Below are 19,048 nucleotides of genomic sequence, written 5' to 3'. Positions count from 1 at the left end.
CCAAATTATTCTTTAGGAAGTGCTCAGGCCGAGAAGTATAAGTATAACGGTAAGGGGCTTCAAGACGAGCTGGGGCTTAATAAATATGCTTATGGATGGATAGATTATGATGCATCACTTGGCAGGTGGCAAAATATTGATGCTTTATCTGAAAAATATTACTCAACTTCCCCTTATACTTTCGTAAAAAATAACGCTATTTTAAATATAGAGATTGATGGTCGTTGGTTTGACGAAAAAAACGAAAAGAGAGCACAGAAATATGAAAAAAAGTTAGATGCAAAAATTAATCAATTAAATAAACAAATTCAGAAATTTCAAAGAAGTGAAAAAAGTATTGGAGATTTAGCCGATAGAGTTACTGAATTGACTAAATCTAAAAGTGATATAATGGATATGAGAAATGCTACTCAAGCTTCAGGAGGTAACGAGTATCGATTTGAAAAAGCAACTTCTAGGAATGGACATGGAGATGGTACAAATAGTACTGTTAGTAAAGATGGAGTTGTTACTATGTATGTTAACAAAGATACAGCTCTAGGGAGTCACGAAATTAGACATGGTGGACAAGATGCAAGAAAAGAATATTCGATGACCACTGGTCAAAATTATGGAGTGTCTGATGAACAGAGTGCATATAAAGCTCAATATTCGTATTCGGGCATATTAAAGTTACAATTCACATAATTTTGATCAAAATCTCTCTAATACAGTAAATAGAACACTTTTAAATAATAATATTGTTTCTCAATCGGCTAGGGTAAATGTAACCAATATTACAGGCATTACTCCTGCAATGGTAAATGATATTGGTACTTTATAGAAAAGTGGTAGTGGTAATGTGGTTGTTCCTTTATATCCTCCGGATAATATTACACCAACAGATTTTAATAATAATTAATTTATGAAAAAAACAGTATGTATAATGATTTTCTATGCTCTTTTTTCCTGTAACTCTACAATAAAGTTAGAAAATAAGACCTACGAATTATCGGATAATCAGCAGTTAATCAGAATTAGTTTTATTACTAATCAAATGTGTGAAATTAAACAAAATTTCTTTTGTATTTATGTGCCTGATACCTTAAAAAGTACTGTCATAAAGGCCAAATATAAAGTTGTGAAAAGCTTATTGCCATATAAAGAAAATAATAAAAATAAAACTCTAAAGGTTAATTTTTTAAAAATAATGAATATAGATACCTTGTCTAAAAAATTACCCAAATATACATATATACCAAATTACCCGAAATTATGTGAAAGTTTTTCAACAGAAAATTCAAAGGAAATGAAAAAAAGAAATAAATTAATTTCAGGAGTAATTTTAAATTTAGTTAATGACTCGTTACTTTTGAAAAGGGATACTATTTTTTTCGGATATAAAAAAGTCCCTTTCAAAAAATAATAATTATTTGGGTAATGTAACCCTTTTAGATGGACCCTCTACGAAAAGTTCTTTATGAAAAACTCCGCGAATGTCTCAATCTTTTCGAAATTTTGCGTTATGATAATCTGAGGAGACCTAGTAACATATAAGGAACGAAAGAAGTTTCTGGTTTCAAAACAAAAAATATAAGAAATGAGAATAAATATTTTTATGATACTGTTTTTGTTATTTTATTCATGTAAGAAGCAGCCAAAAGAGGTACATTTCAAAAATGAAATTTCCTTATCAGGTTATGAAAAGTACTATAATAATAAAATAAAAGCTAAAAAATTAGCAGATAGTGCTCTGATGTATGGGAATAAAGCTTTATACACAGAAGCTTTTAAACAATATGTTTCAATAAATTGTTATGAAGATTTTCTATATTATTCAGTGAAAATGGCTGAAAAGCACGACCTTGGAGAGGCTTATTTTGATACATTTTATTTATTGACTCTTCATGAAGAAGATAGTGTAACTCAATTAGATAATTTGGCGAAATACTATTTGTTGAAGGCATATGAAAAAGGAAATGTTAATGCAAAATATGAAATTAGTAAATTGTATCCCAGTTTAAAATCAATACCTAAGTCATCTGATTTGTTTAAAAACACGGGGACAAAAAAATAAGCATAAGATTCATTTCATTAAAGAAGTGCTTTATGATTTTGGGGAATAAAAATAAGCCAGATGCGTTTTTTATGCTTCTGGCTTTCTTTTTCTCACGCACTTTTTCTCAGCTTTTCATGCGTATTGGTAATGGCTTTTTCATTCTTGTAGTCAATCCATTTCTGGCCCTTAAACTTTCGCATCAGGATATCAAAATAGCGCATTACAAAAACGTTGTATGCGGCTTTTGATAAATTACCAATGTTTTTAGGAAAGGAGCGGAGACTCATCGAAAATCCCGGTGTCAAATATTTCATATAATGCCAGTATCCTTCAGGCATGTATAACATTTCACCGTGTTTCAGATTGGTGATATAACCTTCTGCATTTTTAAGTGCCGGAAATTTATCATAATCCGGGTTATCAAAATCAATATCTTCCCTGGAAATTAAAGCATGCGGAACTTTATACATGTATTTGGACTGGTCAGGAGCAAACAGCATACATTGTTTTTCGCCATGAAAATGAAAATGCAGGATGTTGGAATAATCAATATCATAGTGCATAAAAACTCTGGCATTCTCGCCGCCAAAAAATAACATAGGTAATTGTTTTACTAATTTCAAACCAATGTCCGGCCATAAGAAGTCGTTTTTCAGCGTTGGAACTTCTTTCATTAAATTATAAAGAAAAATGCGGTAATTGGTAGGTTTCGATTCTAAAAGATTAATATAATCACTCATTTTCATTTTAGTATGAGCCTGATTAAAACCTTCTTCATGATTAACAGGCCTGTCGTCATATAAGGGTACCACTACATCTCCTGCGATTTTATTAATATAGGATAATTTCCATTTTTGATACGCTGGCCAGTCTTCGGTCAGTTCTTCGACAACAACGGGAATTTGTTTTTTTACATATTGGGCAACAAAATCAGTTTTAGAGATTTTTTGAACCCTCGCGATTTGTTTTAATTTCATTTTTATAAATAAAAAAATTGCTTATAACTCTGTTTATAAGCAATTTAAAAATATTTATTCAGATTTATGAACTCTTTCGATTAAATTTTTGCTTTGATCGAAGCTTCGAGATTTCTTTCTATAGTATGTCCCGGTCGTGACCATTTGGGTTTTTCTCCTAAGGATGTAAATTGTGAATCAGCTGCTTCGACAGTTTCGGGCTGTGAAATTTTAATAAAAGGTTTTTGCGGAATCAATCCTAACATTTCAAACATTTTCATGTCTTCGTTAACATCTGGATTTGGAGTCGTAAGCAGTTTGTCTCCGGCAAATATGGAATTTGCTCCTGCAAAAAAACACATGGCCTGTCCTTCTCTTGACATGGTAGTCCTTCCGGCAGACAAACGTACCTGAGTTTCCGGCATTACAATTCGGGTGGCGGCTACCATACGAATCATCTCCCAGATTTCAATCGGTTTTTCTTCTTCCATAGGCGTTCCTTCAACGGCAACCAGGGCATTAATGGGAACCGATTCCGGCTGCGGATTTAAAGTAGACAGTGCTACCAGCATTCCGGCCCGGTCTTCTATACTTTCTCCCATTCCGATAATTCCTCCGCTGCAGACCGTAACATTTGTTTTGCGAACATTTTCGATAGTCTGCAGACGGTCTTCAAAACCACGGGTTGAAATGACATCTTTGTAATATTCTTCAGAAGTGTCTAAATTGTGATTGTAAGCATATAAACCCGCTTCGGCCAGGCGCTGTGCCTGATTTTCGGTAAGCATTCCTAAAGTACAGCAGACTTCCATATCGAGTTTGTTAATGGTACGTACCATTTCCAGCACCTGATCAAATTCTTCGCCATCTTTTACATTTCTCCAGGCAGCTCCCATACATACACGGGATGATCCGTTTGATTTAGCTCTTAAAGCCTGTGCTTTTACCTGGCTGACACTCATTAAATCATTGCCTTCAACTCCTGTATTGTATCGGGCAGCTTGAGGGCAGTAACCGCAGTCTTCAGGACATCCGCCGGTTTTTATAGAAAGAAGTGTGGAAACCTGAACCACATTGGGGTCGTGTTTTTGTCTGTGAATAGTAGCTGCTTCATACAGCAGATCCATTAAAGGTTTGTTATAGATGGCTATTATTTCATCTTTGGTCCAGTCGTGTTTTGTAATGCTCATGGTTCAATTTGTTTTTTTGGAGCATTAAAAGTAAGTAAAATATTATAACCTGAAAGCGGCTGTAATAAAATTCCACATTTGCAGTGTTTTTTCAAAAAAGAAATATCCTAAAATCATTTAATTAAGAAAATTTATGATTTTAGGATATTGAAATGTTGATTTTATTCTGATAAGTTAATCGGCTGCATATTTATTGTTCCAATATAACATCATCATTAAAGTTACAATTACCGATGAAGCCAGTCCTTCAAAAAGAAGGCAGATACAATAAGTAGGTACTGAAGGGTTGCCTCCAAACATAAAAGCTTCAGAAAGGGTTCCTACATACGCATCACCGCCGCGGGCATAACTATAAACCAATAAGCCAAAAACACTTAATGATACACCCACAACAGAAGTTGTCATGGCAGAAACGGCATTGGATACAAAACCGGTTTCACCTTCATGAAGATTCATCTGCATAGTCCTGTTTACCCCATAAAAAATAAAAAATACATTAAGGGTGCGCAGGTAAAACAAATCTGCTAAACCTAATACATTCATCAATAAAAAATAAATGCCTATTCCGAGGAATATTAAAAAACCGTTTGTAATTTCTTTAGGTAATTTCATAGTGGTTATTTTTAAAGAAGTTAATAGTATGTGTTTGATAAACAGTGTTCTATCAAAATTACTAAAAAAACAACTACGATGATTTAAAAACGGCTAAAAGTATGTATAGAGGTTTATAGCAGCGTATTTACAAACGTCATTGCGTTTTGTTTGTCCTGATTTAGCTGGGCTTTCAGAAGATCAACTGAACCAAATTTTTGTTCTTCACGAAGGTACTGCAATAACGAAACGACGATTTTTTTACCATAAATATCGGTATTAAAATCAAAAAGGTTTACTTCTATGGTTTGCTTTTGTCCGTTTACAGTCGGGTTGAATCCGATATTCATCATTCCAAAAACCTCCAGACCGTCAATTAGCGCTTTAACAGCATAAACACCATTCTTCGGAATTAGTTTGTAGTCTTCTTCAATTTGAATGTTGGCCGTTGGAAACCCTATTGTTCTTCCCAGCTGTCTGCCTTTCACAACTTCACCGCTTAAAAAATAACGGTAGCCCAGATATTCATTGGCAAGACTCATATTTCCCTCATTGAGTGCTTTTCTGATTTTAGTGGAACTTACAGAAACATCCTGAATTTCTTCGGCAGAAATCTGTTCCACTTCAAAACCGTATTCAATTCCAAATGCAATTAAATGATCAATATTGGCCGTTCTGTTTCTTCCAAAACGATGATCATGACCAATAATTATTTTATGAATATGAAACTGATCGACTAAAATGGTACGGACAAATTCTTCGGCAGTAAGTCTTGAAAAGCTTTCATTAAAAGGGTGAATAACCAAATTTTCAATTCCGGTCGCTTCTAAAAGTTTTGTCTTTTCAGCGATAGTATTTAACAGTTTTATCTCTGATTTTTCCTGAAGGACCATTCTGGGATGCGGAAAAAATGTAAGTACTAAACTTTCATATTGTCCGTTTTCAGTGTTTTGAGTAATTCTTTCCAGAATTTTTTTATGACCAATATGCACGCCATCAAAAGTACCAAGAGTCAGAATTGTTTTCTTGGTGGAATGGAAATCGTTTATAGAATGAAAGAGCTTCAAAACAAATTATTTAAGATGCTGCAAATTTATACTATCTATTTGAAATTTTACGCTAAGCGTAATTGATTTTTTTTAAGGGATAAAGTTTCTTTTGTCGAATAAAAGATTGACTGGTCGACTAAAAAACGTTAAATGTCGTTTAAATGTAAGAATTCAATTTAATTCCCTTAAATTTGGTTCATTCTAAACAATCCCCCAGTATGAAGAAATCATTACTTTTTTTTATAATCCTGTTTTCCTATATACAAATTTACGCCCAGAAGGATGCCATGTGGCAAAAGGTCAATTCAGTTTCGGCCACGGCAAAAAGTGCTGGTGTATCAGATTCTGATAAATTGTATTACAAACTCAATACAGAATCTTTAACAGCTAAGCTTTCCGGTGCAGCAGCAAAATCTGCAGTAAGCGGAACCATAGAAATAACAATTCCAAATACAGCAGGAGTGCTGGAAAGATATCAGGTTTGGGAATCTTCGAATTTTGACCCGGAGTTACAAGCCAAATATCCCGAAATCAGAGCTTATGAAGGGAGCGGTTTAGATGATAAAACGGCAAAAATTCACTTTAGCCTTTCTCCAAGAGGAATTCAGACAATGGTTTTCAGAGCTGATAAAGCAACAGAATTTATTGAGGAAAATCCCGAAAATAAAGAAGAATATATTTTGTTTTCCTCCAAAGATGCTGCTTCAAAGTTAAAACTGGAGTGTAAAACACTGGATAAAATTGTAGACAGTCAATTGTCAAAAACAGCCAAAGCAGCTTCAAACAATAAAGTTTTCAAAACCCTGCGCCTGGCATTGTCGTGTACGGGAGAATATACAGCCTATTTTGGCGGAACAAAGGCATTGGCACTGGCAGGAATGAATGCCACCATGACAAGAGTCAATGGTGTTTTAAATAAAGACCTGGCCGTAAAGCTGGTTTTGATTGCCAATAACGATGCTGTCATTTATACCAATGCTTCCACCGATCCTTATTCTAATGCTTCAACAGGTGCTGATGGTGCCTGGAATCAGGAAGTACAGACTACACTGACAAGTGTGATAGGAAATAGTAATTATGACATCGGACATTTATTTGGTGCTTCGGGAGGAGGCGGAAACGCGGGTTGTATAGGCTGTGTCTGTACAAATCCAACCACTAATGATCCTCTGGCAAAAGGAAGTGCATATACCTCTCCGTCCAATGGAAAACCCGAAGGAGATACTTTTGATATTGATTTTGTGATTCATGAATTTGGACATCAGTTAGGAGCTAATCATACTTTTTCTTTTGATGCGGGGGAACGAACAAATGTAAATGTTGAACCGGGAAGCGGAAGTACGATAATGGGATATGCTGGTGTGACAGGCGATTACGATATTCAGGATAATTCAGATGATTATTTTGCCTATGCCAGTATTTTACAAATTCAGAATAATCTTGGCACCAAATCCTGTCCCGTTAGTACCAGTCTGGTCAATAACCCGCCAGTAATTAATGCTGGGATTGATTATACAATTCCTGTTAGTACTCCTTTCGTATTAAAAGGAAGCGGCTCCGATGCCGATGGAGATACGATAACATATAGCTGGGAAGAATATGATAATGCTGTAACCACTTCGGCAGGAAACAGTGTGGCATATCCAACAAAACCAGACGGACCTTTATTCAGGTCTGTGGCTCCCGGCAGCTCGGCAGTTCGTTATATGCCGGCATTGAGTTCTGTCCTTCAAAATCAGCTCACGACTACGTGGGAATCGGTTTCCTCAAGAACCAGAACCTTAAATTTTACCTTAACAGGAAGAGATAATGCGGCTCTGGGAACAGCACAAACCAATACCGATGCGATGATTGTTAATGTAACAGAAGCAGCAGGTCCTTTTGCCGTGACGTCGCACAATACGTCTGATTTAAGCTGGAGGCAGGGACAAAGTCAAACTGTTACCTGGAGTGTAAATAATACAAGTACTCTGCAGGGATCCTCTGCCGTAAATATTAAATTATCTACAGACGGAGGTCTGACCTTTCCTATAACCTTAGCAGGCAGTACTCCTAATGATGGTTCAGAAACCGTTACACTTCCGGCGAGTGTACCTTCATCAACCAACTGCAGAATTCTGATCGAACCAACAGCCAATATTTATTATGCAGTAAACAGTAAGGCTTTTGCTATTGGATATACTTCAGCTACAAATTGTAATTCGTATAGTTTCGGAAGCTCTTTCAGTATTCCATATTCCGCCAGTTACACAGCCAGAACGGTTAGTGTTCCCGCTTCAACCGGAACGATTTCAGATATAAATGTTTCGGTAAATGTAACTCATGCCCGAATGTCAGATCTTGAAATTCAGATTGCAAATCCGCAGGGAACCATAGTGCGTTTGTTTACTAAATCCTGTTCGGGAACTAATTCAACTCTGGCTATGCAGTTTGATGATTCAGGAAGCAGTCTGGATTGTACCCAAACTACAGAACAGATTGTAATTCCGGCTGAAGCTTTAAATGTTTTCAATGGTCAGGATCCACAGGGAACCTGGACTTTTAGAATTCGTGATGCCGTTTCGGGAATGTTCGGAACCTTAAATTCAGCTTCGGTTACGGTATGCAGCCAGACGTTTACTTTGGGTACCGGGGATTTTGATACACTTGACTTTGCGCTGTATCCAAATCCAAACAAAGGCAGTTTTACCATTCAGTTTAAAAGCGAATCCACAACAGGAGTGAAAGTATTTGTACACGATGTTTTAGGAAAAAATGTATATACTGAGACGTTTGCTGCCAGCGGCGATTTTAATCAAAATATTCAGCTTCCAAAGGTGGCTGCCGGAATATATCTGGTTACGGTAATTGACGGAAACAGAAGAACCGTTAAAAAAATAATAGTGAATTAAATTCCAGGATAAAAAAACTCGAATTCCAAATCTCAAATTCCAAATCCCAAAATCGATTCATTGGAATTTGGAATTTGGGATTTTTTTTAATTGAGAGATTACTTTGATTTATGAGTTTGCCATTGCCAGGCAGATGATGCTGATTCTGACTCCCGGAATTTTTAACAGGGCCCGGCAACAGGCTTCTAGTGTTGCGCCGGTTGTGATAACATCGTCAACAATTACAAAATGTTTGTTTTGGTTCTCTGTCGTTGAGGTAACATCAAAAATGTTTTCAATGTTTTCAGATCTTCCTAAAAGATTTTTTTTAGATTGTGTTTTGGAATATTTTTTTCGGTACAAAACAGAATCATTATAAGGTATTTTTAAACCTTCTGAGAGTGCTTTTCCAAAAGTGGCGACCTGATTATATCCGCGTTCCTTAAATTTTCGGGGATGCAGCGGAACAGGAATTATCATGTCAAACGGGATTTCCGGTTTTAATTCTTTTAAATCTTCGGCATACCAGTTTCCTAAAACAGTTCCAATTTCTTCATGGCCTTTGTATTTCAGGTTATGAATAAGTTCCTGTACAATTCCCTTTTTATTAAAATACAAAAAAGCAGAAACATGTTCGACCTGAACTTTGCCATAGAACTTTTTTACGGCCTGATTATCGGAATCCAGATGATACTGAGTAAGAGGCATTTCATGACGGCAGTGTGTACAGATCACTATTTCATTGGTCATTAAAACCGAATGACATCCGGAGCATACTTTTGGGAAAAACAGGTCAATAAGAAAATTAAACACAAATAGAAAGAATTTAGTTACAAAAATAGCAAAAAACAGCCTTCAATCTTTTTTATTTTTCTTTTTTTTATAAGTACTTTTTATATTTTTGCATTACTATGGCAAAACAAGAAGATATATTTAAGAATGTGGTTTCGCACGCAAAAGAGTACGGATTTATTTTTCCGTCAAGCGAAGTTTACGATGGTTTAAGTGCAGTATATGATTATGCACAGAACGGTGTCGAATTGAAAAAGAATATCCGTGAATATTGGTGGAAATCAATGGTCCAGATGAATGAAAATATTGTCGGCCTTGATGCAGCAATATTGATGCATCCAACGACCTGGAAAGCTTCCGGCCACGTTGATGCCTTCAACGATCCGTTAATTGATAATAAAGATTCTAAAAAAAGATACAGAGCTGACGTTTTAGTTGAAGATTACGCTGAAAAAATTCACCAAAAAGCGCAAAAAGAAATTGAAAAAGCAAAAGCCCGTTTTGGAGATGCTTTTAACGAACAGGAATTTATAACTACTAATACAAGAGTAGTTGAATATCTGGCAAAAGAAAAAGAAATCAGAGAACGTTTAGGACGTTCTTTAGGCAATGGTGATTTAGACGATGTAAAAGCTTTGATTGAAGAGCTTGAAATCGCTGATCCTGAAACCGGTTCTAAAAACTGGACCGATGTTAAACAGTTCAACCTGATGTTCGGAACAAAATTAGGAGCTTCTGCAGAAAATGCAATGGACCTGTATTTACGTCCGGAAACGGCTCAGGGGATTTTTGTGAACTTTTTAAATGTTCAGAAATCAGGTCGTATGAAAGTTCCTTTTGGAATTGCTCAAACGGGTAAGGCATTCAGAAATGAAATTGTGGCAAGACAGTTTATTTTCCGTATGCGTGAATTTGAACAAATGGAAATGCAGTTTTTTGTACGTCCGGGAGAAGAAATGAAATGGTACGAGCACTGGAAAGAAACTCGTTTGAAATGGCATTTGTCTTTAGGATTAGGAAAAGAAAATTACCGTTTTCACGATCACGAGAAATTAGCGCACTATGCAAACGCAGCAGCTGATATCGAATTTAATTTCCCATTTGGATTTAAAGAACTGGAAGGAATTCATTCCCGTACCGATTTTGACTTAAAAGCACATGAAGAATATTCAGGAAGAAAACTGCAGTATTTTGATCCTGAACTAAACGAAAACTATGTGCCATACGTAGTAGAAACATCTGTTGGTTTAGATCGTATGTTCCTGGCTGTTTTTGCTACTTCTCTGCAGGAAGAAACTCTGGAGGATGGTTCTGAAAGAACAGTATTAAAACTTCCGGCTGTATTAGCACCAACCAAAGCAGCGGTTCTGCCATTAATTAAGAGAGATGGATTACCGGAAGTTTCAAGAAAAATCATTGAAGACCTGAAATGGGATTTCAATGTTTCTTATGATGAAAAAGATGCGGTAGGACGTCGCTACAGAAGACAGGATGCATTAGGAACACCGTTTTGTATAACAGTAGATCATCAGACACTTGAAGACGAAACTGTAACTATTCGTCACAGAGACAGTATGAAACAGGATCGTGTTAAAATAACCGAATTAAGAGGTATTATTGAAAACGAGGTTTCGATGAAAAACTGGCTGATGAAAATGTAAGCATCTGCAATAAAAATAACAGAAATCCCAAATTCCAATCAGGAGTTTGGGATTTTTGGCTTTATAAAAGAGTCTCTTATTTTTATGTGTGAATATTTTGTGTAATGTATTGATAACGAAACGACTGAGAAACAATATTTTGTAATTTTAATTATGAATAGAGTATTGCTGTCAGATTTTTCAAAAATATTGATGAAATTGTTGTATACTTCGTAAGAATTAATACCTGATTTATATAAAGCAACATTAGACCCGTTTTGAAAAAGTATTCGTATATTATTATTGATGACGACACCGAAAGTATTTCTAAGACCAAAAGGATAGCGGAAGGTTTTACGGAATTGTCTTTTCTTGCTTCGGCAACGAATTATCAGGATGGTTTAGACCTTGTTTTAGAAAACCGGCCCTCGGTTATTTTTCTGGAAATTGCGCCAAAAGACCATTCAAGTAATTTGTCACTGGCATTTGTTGACGAACTGCACCGGTACCTCATTACAGTTCCTCGTATAATTATTACTACTTCAAAAAAAGACTGGGCATTTGATGCCATTAAACACGGCGTATTTGATTATGTACTGAAACCTCTGGTAACGGTTGAATTATTAAAAACGGTATTAAAACTGAATAAATTTTCGGAAGAAGTTCATCCGGTCAGTCTTAAAAAAGAAACAGCTGCTATTGGTGTTCAGGAAACAAAAGTATATCAGGTTCCCGAAAGCCCTCTTGTTATTTGTATAAAATCGTATGGAGATTACCGTTACCTGAACGCGGCGGATATTTGTTATTTTCAGGCCGATAACAATTCAACCGATATCTATTTAAACTCGGGTGAAATGATCACCGCTTTTAAAACCTTAAAACATTTTGAGCTGGTTTTAAACTTGCCGTTTGTGAGAATTCACAATAGTTATATTATCAACCGGAATTACATTGCAAGGATTCATAACGGAAACTCAGTTTGTTACATTAAGAACTCTCTTAAAAAGATTCCTTTTTCCAAAACCTATAAATCAAACATTGATTCAATTATTACTGATTTTTCTGAAGGAAATTACTTAGAGGTCTAGTAATTAGGTGGTTACATTTGATTTGGTACTCATTGACTATCAATTGGGTATGATCTACCATAAACTGATTTTTTCATATAGATTTTTTTTGATTACAGCTGTAGTTTTACACCCTGATTCGCAGATAACTGCAGTCAAAAGCCCCAAATAAAAATCAAATTAAAACATTCAAGTTATGAAAAAAACAGCTTTAACATTCGGATTATTTTCTTTAGTAGTAGTAGCAACTTCATTTGCTAATCCAGTAACCCCATCATCTAATTCAGGAAATACTATTGATATTATGGGTATAGGTGCAGATGGTAATCAAACAGGAGGTCCAACAAAAAAGAGAGATTCTTTTCACTCATCAGCTGTCAACAATCAGTCCAATTCTGCCAGAGTTAATCAATCTTTAGGAGGTAACAAGAAGTTAGACTAAAATTAAGATATAAAAGAAATATGGAAGCTGTCATTTTTTGGCAGCTTTTTTTGTATGTAAAGTTTTAGTATTTTTGGTGAAACTGAGGCAGCAATTGAAAACAAAATATCCAATACTACTACTTTTATTCTTTGTTTTAAATGCTTGTACAAAGAAAAATACTTTACAGGAAAGTATCACTTCACCCGAAGACAGTCTGCCAAGTTATCTCTCTCTGGCAAATGATGATAACCTGCCGTTAAGTTTCAAACAAAAATACAATCAGAAAGCTTTAGATATTATTTTAAATCAAAAAGACGATTCTCTTAATAAGGTCAATCTTTTTAAAGTCGCCAATCGGTATTATAATATGAGCGACTGGAAAGCTTATCGAAAAACAGCAGAATTAATTCTGGATCGTTCCAGGAAATCAAATGATTCTGTTAATACAGCCAAAGCATACTCTTATATGGGGGATTATTACATTGTAAAATCAATTTCCGACAGTGCTTTCATGAATTATTATAAAGCCGAAAAACTATACCTGAGGTTGAAAGATCAGTATAATATTGCCAGAACACTTTTAAATAAAGCCAGCCTGCAGTACAATGAGGGGGATTTGTTCGAAACAGAGATTTCTGTTTTTAAAGCTTTAAGCAGTTTAAAGAAACAAAAAAATGTGAATGATCTTTTTTATGAAAGTTATAACCTCCTGGGGATATTGTATAATGAAAGAGAAGAGTATCCTAAAGCACTTGAATTTCATGATAAGGCCCTAAAAGTTTTAGATGATAAATCGATACCTGCTGAATTTCAGTATAAAGCCACTTCACTAAATAATATTGGATATGTATATTCCAATATGCATGATTACAAACAAGCCAAGACTTTTTTTACAAGGGCCCTTTCACAAAAAAATCTGTTTTCAGATAAGGCCATTTTATATGCCATATTACTCGATAACCTGGGGTATAGTAAATTCAAATTAAATGAATCAGACCAGCTGCCGGAACTGTTTTATGAATCTTTAAAAATCAGGGACAGTCTGGGACTCAAAGCGGCTGCAGTTTCAAATAAAATTCACCTGTCTGAATATTATGCGTCAAAAAAAGACAGTTTAAGAGCCATTCAGTATGCCAAACAGGCTTTAAATTCATCCCGAAGCACTACTAAACTGGTAAGTACGCTGGAAGCTCTTCAGCAGCTGGCGGTTGTTGATCCGGTAAACGCGTCGGATTATTCAAAAGAATATATTAAACTGAATGACAAAATGCTCAAGGCTGAGCGAAAGATGGGAGAAAAATTCTCCCGTATTGAATATGAAACAAACGAGATAAAAAGTCAAAATTCCAATCTGCAGGAAAAAAACAAAACGCTGGTGTATGTTTTTAGTATCTGTACCCTGATAGGACTGTTTTTTTATGTTTATAAAACTCAGCAGGCCAGGAACAGGGAGCTGCTTTTTAAACAACAGCAGCAGATTGCCAATGAAGACATTTACAATTTAATGATCTCACAACAAAACGAAATTGAACTGACCCGTATCAAAGAAAAGAAAAAAGTAGCTCAGGAACTGCATGACGGAGTTCTGGGCCGAATGTTTGGCGTAAGGATCAGTCTGGACAGTCTTGATAAAATGGATGACGAACAGGCAGCTGTTAAACGCAAAAAATATTTGACCGAGCTAAAGAATATTGAAGAAGACATCCGCGAAATTTCTCACGACTTAAACAGAGAAAAATCGGAACTAATTAATAATTTTGTTGTAATTTTAAACAAATTGTTTGAAAACCAACGAAACACCTATTCGGCTGAATTAATAACATCCTTTGATTCTCACATAAAATGGGAACTGGTCAATAATACGGTTAAAATTAATTTATACCGGATTGTTCAGGAAGCTCTTCAGAATTGTAACAAATATGCGAACGCAGAGACAATCAGGGTTGATTTTAAAAGCGAAATAGATCACTTGATTTTATCGGTTCTGGATGATGGAAAAGGATTTAATACCCAAAAAACAAAAAACGGAATAGGACTGCATAATATTCAGTACAGAGCGGCAGAATGTAAAGGCGGCGTTATTATAAAATCAGCCAAAGGAGAAGGAACACTTCTGGTGGTAAAAGTTCCCATAGATCAAAAAATTAACCTGCAAAAAAATGACACTTAATTTCAAAGCCCCAATTTCGGAATTAATAAGACCCAACATCTTAATTGTCGATGATCATCCTTTTATTATCGAAGGATACAAAAATGCCATAACACGATATAATCCCAAAGAGTATGAATTTGTAATTGCACAGGCTCATGACTGTAAATCGGCTTATGATTTACTGCAGGATGAAAATACCCCGCCCTTTGAAATTGCTTTTTTAGACATCAGTATGCCGGCTTATGAAGAAAAAGAACTTTTTTCTGGTGAAGACGTGGCGAAATTAATACTGAAAAAAATGCCGTGCTGCAAGATTATCCTGCTCACGATGTATACAGAGCTCTTAAAAATTAAGACGATTATCCGGACTATTAATCCTAATGGTCTTATCATTAAAAATGACCTTACTTTTGACGAACTGCTTTTTGCGTTTGGGAAAGTAATGAAAAACGAAAAGTATTACAGTCAGTCTGTGGTGAAAATGCTGAACCAGTCGCCGCATAATTCAATAGAAATTGATGAGTTTGACAAGCAGATTTTATTTCACCTTTCAAAAGGGACACAAATAAACGAAATGCCGCAATATATACCTATTTCCATAAACGAGATCGAAAAGCGCAGAATAAGTCTTAAAGAGCTTTTAAAAGTGCGTTCAGGACTGGATGACGATCTGGTCAAAGAAGCCAAAAGCAAAGGGCTGTTTTAAAGATAAAATTCCAATAAAAAAAAATCCAAATTCCAAAGACAGTGTTCTTGTTGGAATTTGGATTTTTTTTTATTGGAATTTTCAAAAGTTATTCACTAAGGGCATCCCAGCCTCTTGCTTTCAAAGCTATTTTGGTATTGGCACGGGTCACCAGGTGGATACCTTCATTTTCTTCGGTCATATGGCCGATGATCGAAAAGTTTGGATTTCCTTTTATTTTATCAAAATCATTAATATCAATCGTAAACAGCAGTTCATAATCTTCGCCGCCGTTAATAGCCACCGTGGTACTGTCAATATTAAATTCTTCACAGGTCGAAATAAACTGCGGATCGAGTGGAAGCTTGTCTTCATATAAATTACAGCCCACTTTCGACTGTTTGCATAAATGAATAATCTCTGAAGAAAGACCATCCGAAATATCAATCATCGAAGTAGGTTTAATTTCGAGAGCATGCAAAAGAGTACGAACATCGGTTCTGGCTTCCGGTTTTAGTTGTCTTTCTACTAAATACGTGTACGGATCCAGATCCGGCTGGCTGTTTGGATTGACCTGAAATACCTGTTTTTCGCGTTCCAGAACCTGCAGGCCCATATAAGCGGCACCAATATCGCCGGTTACCACTAATAAATCAGTTTGTTTCGCGCCATTGCGATACGTAATTTCATTTTCATCTGCCTCGCCAATTGCCGTGATGCTGATAATCAACCCTTTTTGAGAGGAAGTAGTATCCCCGCCAATAACATCTACTTTATATTCTTTGGCAGCCAGAGCAATTCCTTCAAATAATTCTTCCAGAGCTTCTAAAGGAAAACGATTAGAAACAGCAACCGATACGGTTATCTGTGTTGGTTTGGCATTCATGGCGCAAATATCAGATACATTTACCACAACTGCTTTATAACCTAAATGTTTCAATGGCATATAGGCCAGATCAAAATGAACGCCTTCAATTAATAAATCAGTAGAAACAACGGCTTTTTTATCTTTAAAATCAAGAACAGCCGCATCATCGCCAATGCTTTTTAAAGTAGATTCCTGTTTAACGTCAAAGTTTCGGGTTAAATGGTCAATCAGGCCAAATTCGCCTAATTGTGCTATACTGGTACGCTGCGGATTTTTATCTTCGATCATTTTTTTTTGAGTTCCAAAGTTTATAAGGGGCAAAGGTACAAAGGTTTTTTTTAAAGATGCTAAGATTCTATCCCGAAGCCTCGGGACTAAGGTTCTAAGTTTTTTTTCTATCGTATTTATGTTTTTTGAGATGTATTGCAATGCTTTTTTATTGTAGGGAAAAAAATAATTCAGTTTATTTTTTTCCTGCTGACAAACTGTTGTCACCGGGCCATTTTACTTTTGAAGTGTTAAAAATATTAAACTTTAAAAATTATGAAAACACTAGCTGCACAAGTAATTACTTCAGAAGATTTATTAAAACACTGGCAGGGGCATCGTGCTCTGACACGCCGTTTAATCGAGATTTTTCCGGAAAAAGATTTCTTTGAATTTTCGATCGGCGGGATGCGCCCATTTGCTAAATTGGTAGACGAGCTTCTGGCTATCGCTGCACCGGCATTAAAGGGAATCGTAAACCGAAAAAGTGAACCTTATAATGAAGAAGGCGCAGAAAAACTAATATTTAAAGCGCAGTATCTTGAAAAATGGGATGAAGCAACAGCAGAAATCAATGCCTACTGGGAACAATTGTCAATTGAGGATTTTAGCGAAACTTTTAATCTTTTCGGACAGTATGAATTTCCTATCATTCAGAATGTTTTATATTTTATTGATAATGAAGTGCATCATCGCGGACAGGCTTATGTGTATTTAAGAGCATTAAATATCGAGCCGCCGTTTTTCTGGGAAAGATAATTCAGAAATTTCCTGTAATTTTAACTTTGTAAATCTAAAATCTACAGCTATGAGTTTAAAAAAGATAATGACTAATTATGCAGATTATAATTTATGGGTAAATCAGCAATTCGTAAACTGGCTTTCGCCAAAATCCGATGAGCTGCTTTATGCAGAAGTGCCTTCAAGTTTTTCGACGATATTAAAAACGCTGGATCATATCTGGTCTACAGAAGAATATTGGTTTTCTGTAATTTCTGAAACGCCATTATCAGAAAAGAAACCTGAAAACGAATTGTCGAAAGAAGAAATCTTTGCAGGCTTATTAAATTCATCTGCAAAATTGAAACACTTTATCAATTCATTGCCTGAAGAAGATTTGGTTAAAGAAATTAAAATTGTAAATCCGTGGTTTGAGTGTGAACTGGCCGTTTCGGATTATTTGCTTCAGGTTATCAATCACGGTACTTATCACAGAGGACAGATTGTAACCATGGGAAGAAATATCGGAATCACAGATGCTTCTAATACCGATTACAATTTTTACAATGTTATTAAACAGAAATAAAACGAAAAAACTCCTGAAGATAATCTCTCAGGAGTTTTTTTATAAAAGACGTTGTTTGTTGACTTCTAATAATTCTAAAGCTCTTGTTTTGAGTCTTTCGGGTTCCAGAATGGTGGCATAATCGCCAAACATTAAAAACCAGCGTGGAAAAGCACTTTCGATGTCACGGGACATAAAAGTCATTTCAATTTTTCCGTCGACTTCTTTTTCCGAAATAAAACCATGATATTTTCTCTCAGTAGCTAAATACCGGGCAATTTTCCTGTCGATTAAAATACGGACTTTAGTAGTAGGGCAGGTTTCCGTTTTCGTTAAATAGGTCTCCAGGGCATCATGTTCAATTGTAAAATCAAAATCAGTCTTTTTAATTCCCTGAATCCGGTCGGTTCTAAACTGACGGTAGTCTTTCCGAAGATGACAGTATCCCAGAAAATACCAGTTATTGTTATCATGAAAAACGCCTACAGGTTCAAGGTTACGCTGAGTAGTTTCGTCTTTGTCAAAAGTTTTATAAGTTAAAAGAATCTGCTTTTTTTCGGCAATTCCTTCAAAAAGTACAGCCAGTGTATTGGGCGAATTGTCATTGAACATCGGTTCAGCAGTCTGCATCACGACTCTGGATTCGATATTTGAAAGGTAATCTTTATCCGTGCTTCGTAACACCGATTTTAACTTGTACATGGCCGATGCATAGTGGGTGCCCAAAGAAGGATCGGTAAATTTCTGCATTAGTTTTTCGGCAGCAATAAAACTGCTGACTTCTTCGCGGGTAAACATAACCGGCGGAAGTCTGTACCCTTCCATCAAAGCATAACCAACTCCGGCTTCACTATAAATAGGAACTCCAGAAGCTTCCAGTGTCCTAATATCTCTGTAAATAGTTCTTAAGCTGCAGTCAAAACGATCGGCCAGTTCCTGTGCTTTTACAATTTTTTTAGATTGTAACTGAATCAGGATGGCGACAATACGGTCAAATCGTTTTGGGGTTTCGTCAAGCATATTTTTCTTTTGTGGTTCAAAGATTCAAAGATACAAAGGTTTGTTTTGGATTGTAAGAAATATTTTTCCCGTTTTTAAAATGCTTTATGCAGATGCTCTGTCGTATAAGCTGGAAAAAAACAAAACCCCGAAAACGCAAGTTATCGGGGTTTAT

The 19,048-nt window shown here is 35.8% G+C and carries 18 protein-coding genes; 11 read left to right on the top strand and 7 right to left on the bottom strand.

Annotated features, from left to right (window positions below; all coding sequences use genetic code 11):
* The 3 genes from ACODST_RS16200 to ACODST_RS16190 form a co-directional block, all read left to right on the top strand.
* Positions 1-687: RHS repeat-associated core domain-containing protein (locus ACODST_RS16200; RefSeq protein WP_488933143.1), on the top strand; the 687-nt coding region annotated here is incomplete at its 5' end.
* 217 nt (positions 688-904) lie between these two features.
* The gene (locus ACODST_RS16195; protein ID WP_488933142.1) at positions 905-1,405 is read left to right on the top strand and encodes a hypothetical protein; all 501 of its coding nucleotides are present in this window, start codon (positions 905-907) and stop codon (positions 1,403-1,405) included.
* A 174-nt stretch (positions 1,406-1,579) separates the two neighbouring features.
* On the top strand, positions 1,580-2,056 hold the full coding sequence (locus tag ACODST_RS16190) for a hypothetical protein (RefSeq protein WP_488933141.1): 477 nt from the start codon (positions 1,580-1,582) through the stop codon (positions 2,054-2,056).
* Between the two features lie 92 nt (positions 2,057-2,148).
* On the opposite strand, the gene ACODST_RS16185 is transcribed toward ACODST_RS16190, so the two are convergent.
* The 4 genes from ACODST_RS16185 to ACODST_RS16170 form a co-directional block, all read right to left on the bottom strand.
* Positions 2,149-3,015: a cupin-like domain-containing protein gene (locus tag ACODST_RS16185; protein ID WP_488933140.1), complete on the bottom strand. Its 867-nt coding sequence runs from the start codon at positions 3,013-3,015 to the stop codon at positions 2,149-2,151.
* A gap of 80 nt (positions 3,016-3,095) precedes the next feature.
* On the bottom strand, positions 3,096-4,184 hold the full coding sequence (gene bioB / locus ACODST_RS16180) for a biotin synthase BioB (RefSeq protein WP_488933139.1): 1,089 nt from the start codon (positions 4,182-4,184) through the stop codon (positions 3,096-3,098).
* 174 nt (positions 4,185-4,358) lie between these two features.
* Positions 4,359-4,796: a hypothetical protein gene (locus ACODST_RS16175; RefSeq protein WP_488933138.1), complete on the bottom strand. Its 438-nt coding sequence runs from the start codon at positions 4,794-4,796 to the stop codon at positions 4,359-4,361.
* Between the two features lie 113 nt (positions 4,797-4,909).
* Positions 4,910-5,842 (bottom strand): bifunctional riboflavin kinase/FAD synthetase, encoded by a 933-nt coding sequence (locus ACODST_RS16170; protein ID WP_488933137.1) that lies wholly within the window; start codon positions 5,840-5,842, stop codon positions 4,910-4,912.
* A 200-nt stretch (positions 5,843-6,042) separates the two neighbouring features.
* On the opposite strand from ACODST_RS16170, the gene ACODST_RS16165 reads away from it, so the two are divergent.
* A complete protein-coding gene (locus ACODST_RS16165) occupies positions 6,043-8,715 on the top strand; it encodes a zinc-dependent metalloprotease (protein ID WP_488933136.1) in 2,673 nt (890 codons plus the stop codon).
* 108 nt (positions 8,716-8,823) lie between these two features.
* Here ACODST_RS16165 and ACODST_RS16160 read toward each other — a convergent pair whose 3' ends face one another.
* Positions 8,824-9,444, bottom strand: a complete 621-nt coding sequence (locus ACODST_RS16160) for a ComF family protein (RefSeq protein ID WP_488933144.1) — start codon at positions 9,442-9,444, stop codon at positions 8,824-8,826.
* A 161-nt stretch (positions 9,445-9,605) separates the two neighbouring features.
* Between ACODST_RS16160 and ACODST_RS16155 the strand changes: the two genes are divergently transcribed.
* The 5 genes from ACODST_RS16155 to ACODST_RS16135 all read left to right on the top strand — a co-directional run bounded on the left by ACODST_RS16155 (position 9,606) and on the right by ACODST_RS16135 (position 15,475).
* Complete coding sequence (locus ACODST_RS16155; protein ID WP_488933135.1) at positions 9,606-11,147, top strand: glycine--tRNA ligase; 1,542 nt, start codon at positions 9,606-9,608, stop codon at positions 11,145-11,147.
* A gap of 257 nt (positions 11,148-11,404) precedes the next feature.
* A complete protein-coding gene (locus ACODST_RS16150; RefSeq protein WP_488933134.1) occupies positions 11,405-12,214 on the top strand; it encodes a LytR/AlgR family response regulator transcription factor in 810 nt (269 codons plus the stop codon).
* Positions 12,215-12,389: 175 nt separating this feature from the next.
* Positions 12,390-12,635: a hypothetical protein gene (locus tag ACODST_RS16145; protein ID WP_488933133.1), complete on the top strand. Its 246-nt coding sequence runs from the start codon at positions 12,390-12,392 to the stop codon at positions 12,633-12,635.
* A 94-nt stretch (positions 12,636-12,729) separates the two neighbouring features.
* Positions 12,730-14,787, top strand: a complete 2,058-nt coding sequence (locus ACODST_RS16140; RefSeq protein WP_488933132.1) for an ATP-binding protein — start codon at positions 12,730-12,732, stop codon at positions 14,785-14,787.
* Positions 14,777-15,475, top strand: coding sequence for a response regulator (locus tag ACODST_RS16135; RefSeq protein ID WP_488933131.1), 699 nt, complete (start codon positions 14,777-14,779; stop codon positions 15,473-15,475). Before ACODST_RS16140 ends, ACODST_RS16135 begins: the two co-directional genes overlap by 11 nt.
* An 88-nt stretch (positions 15,476-15,563) precedes the next feature.
* Here ACODST_RS16135 and thiL read toward each other — a convergent pair whose 3' ends face one another.
* A complete protein-coding gene (gene thiL / locus ACODST_RS16130; protein ID WP_488933130.1) occupies positions 15,564-16,610 on the bottom strand; it encodes a thiamine-phosphate kinase in 1,047 nt (348 codons plus the stop codon).
* A 255-nt stretch (positions 16,611-16,865) separates the two neighbouring features.
* Here thiL and ACODST_RS16125 point away from each other — a divergent pair, with 255 nt between their 5' ends.
* Together ACODST_RS16125 and ACODST_RS16120 are read left to right on the top strand one after the other, a co-directional pair.
* Positions 16,866-17,348, top strand: coding sequence for a DinB family protein (locus tag ACODST_RS16125; protein WP_488933129.1), 483 nt, complete (start codon positions 16,866-16,868; stop codon positions 17,346-17,348).
* Between the two features lie 49 nt (positions 17,349-17,397).
* Positions 17,398-17,895, top strand: coding sequence for a DinB family protein (locus ACODST_RS16120; protein WP_488933128.1), 498 nt, complete (start codon positions 17,398-17,400; stop codon positions 17,893-17,895).
* A gap of 39 nt (positions 17,896-17,934) precedes the next feature.
* Here the strand turns inward: ACODST_RS16120 and ACODST_RS16115 are convergent, their stop codons facing one another.
* The gene (locus tag ACODST_RS16115) at positions 17,935-18,894 is read right to left on the bottom strand and encodes a helix-turn-helix transcriptional regulator (RefSeq protein WP_488933127.1); all 960 of its coding nucleotides are present in this window, start codon (positions 18,892-18,894) and stop codon (positions 17,935-17,937) included.
* Positions 18,895-19,048: the final 154 nt, after the last annotated feature.

It is taken from the genome of Flavobacterium sp. FG19 (genome assembly GCF_057809475.1).
Note: the sequence above shows the minus strand (reverse complement) of the source record. Positions and strands in the feature narration are given on the sequence as shown.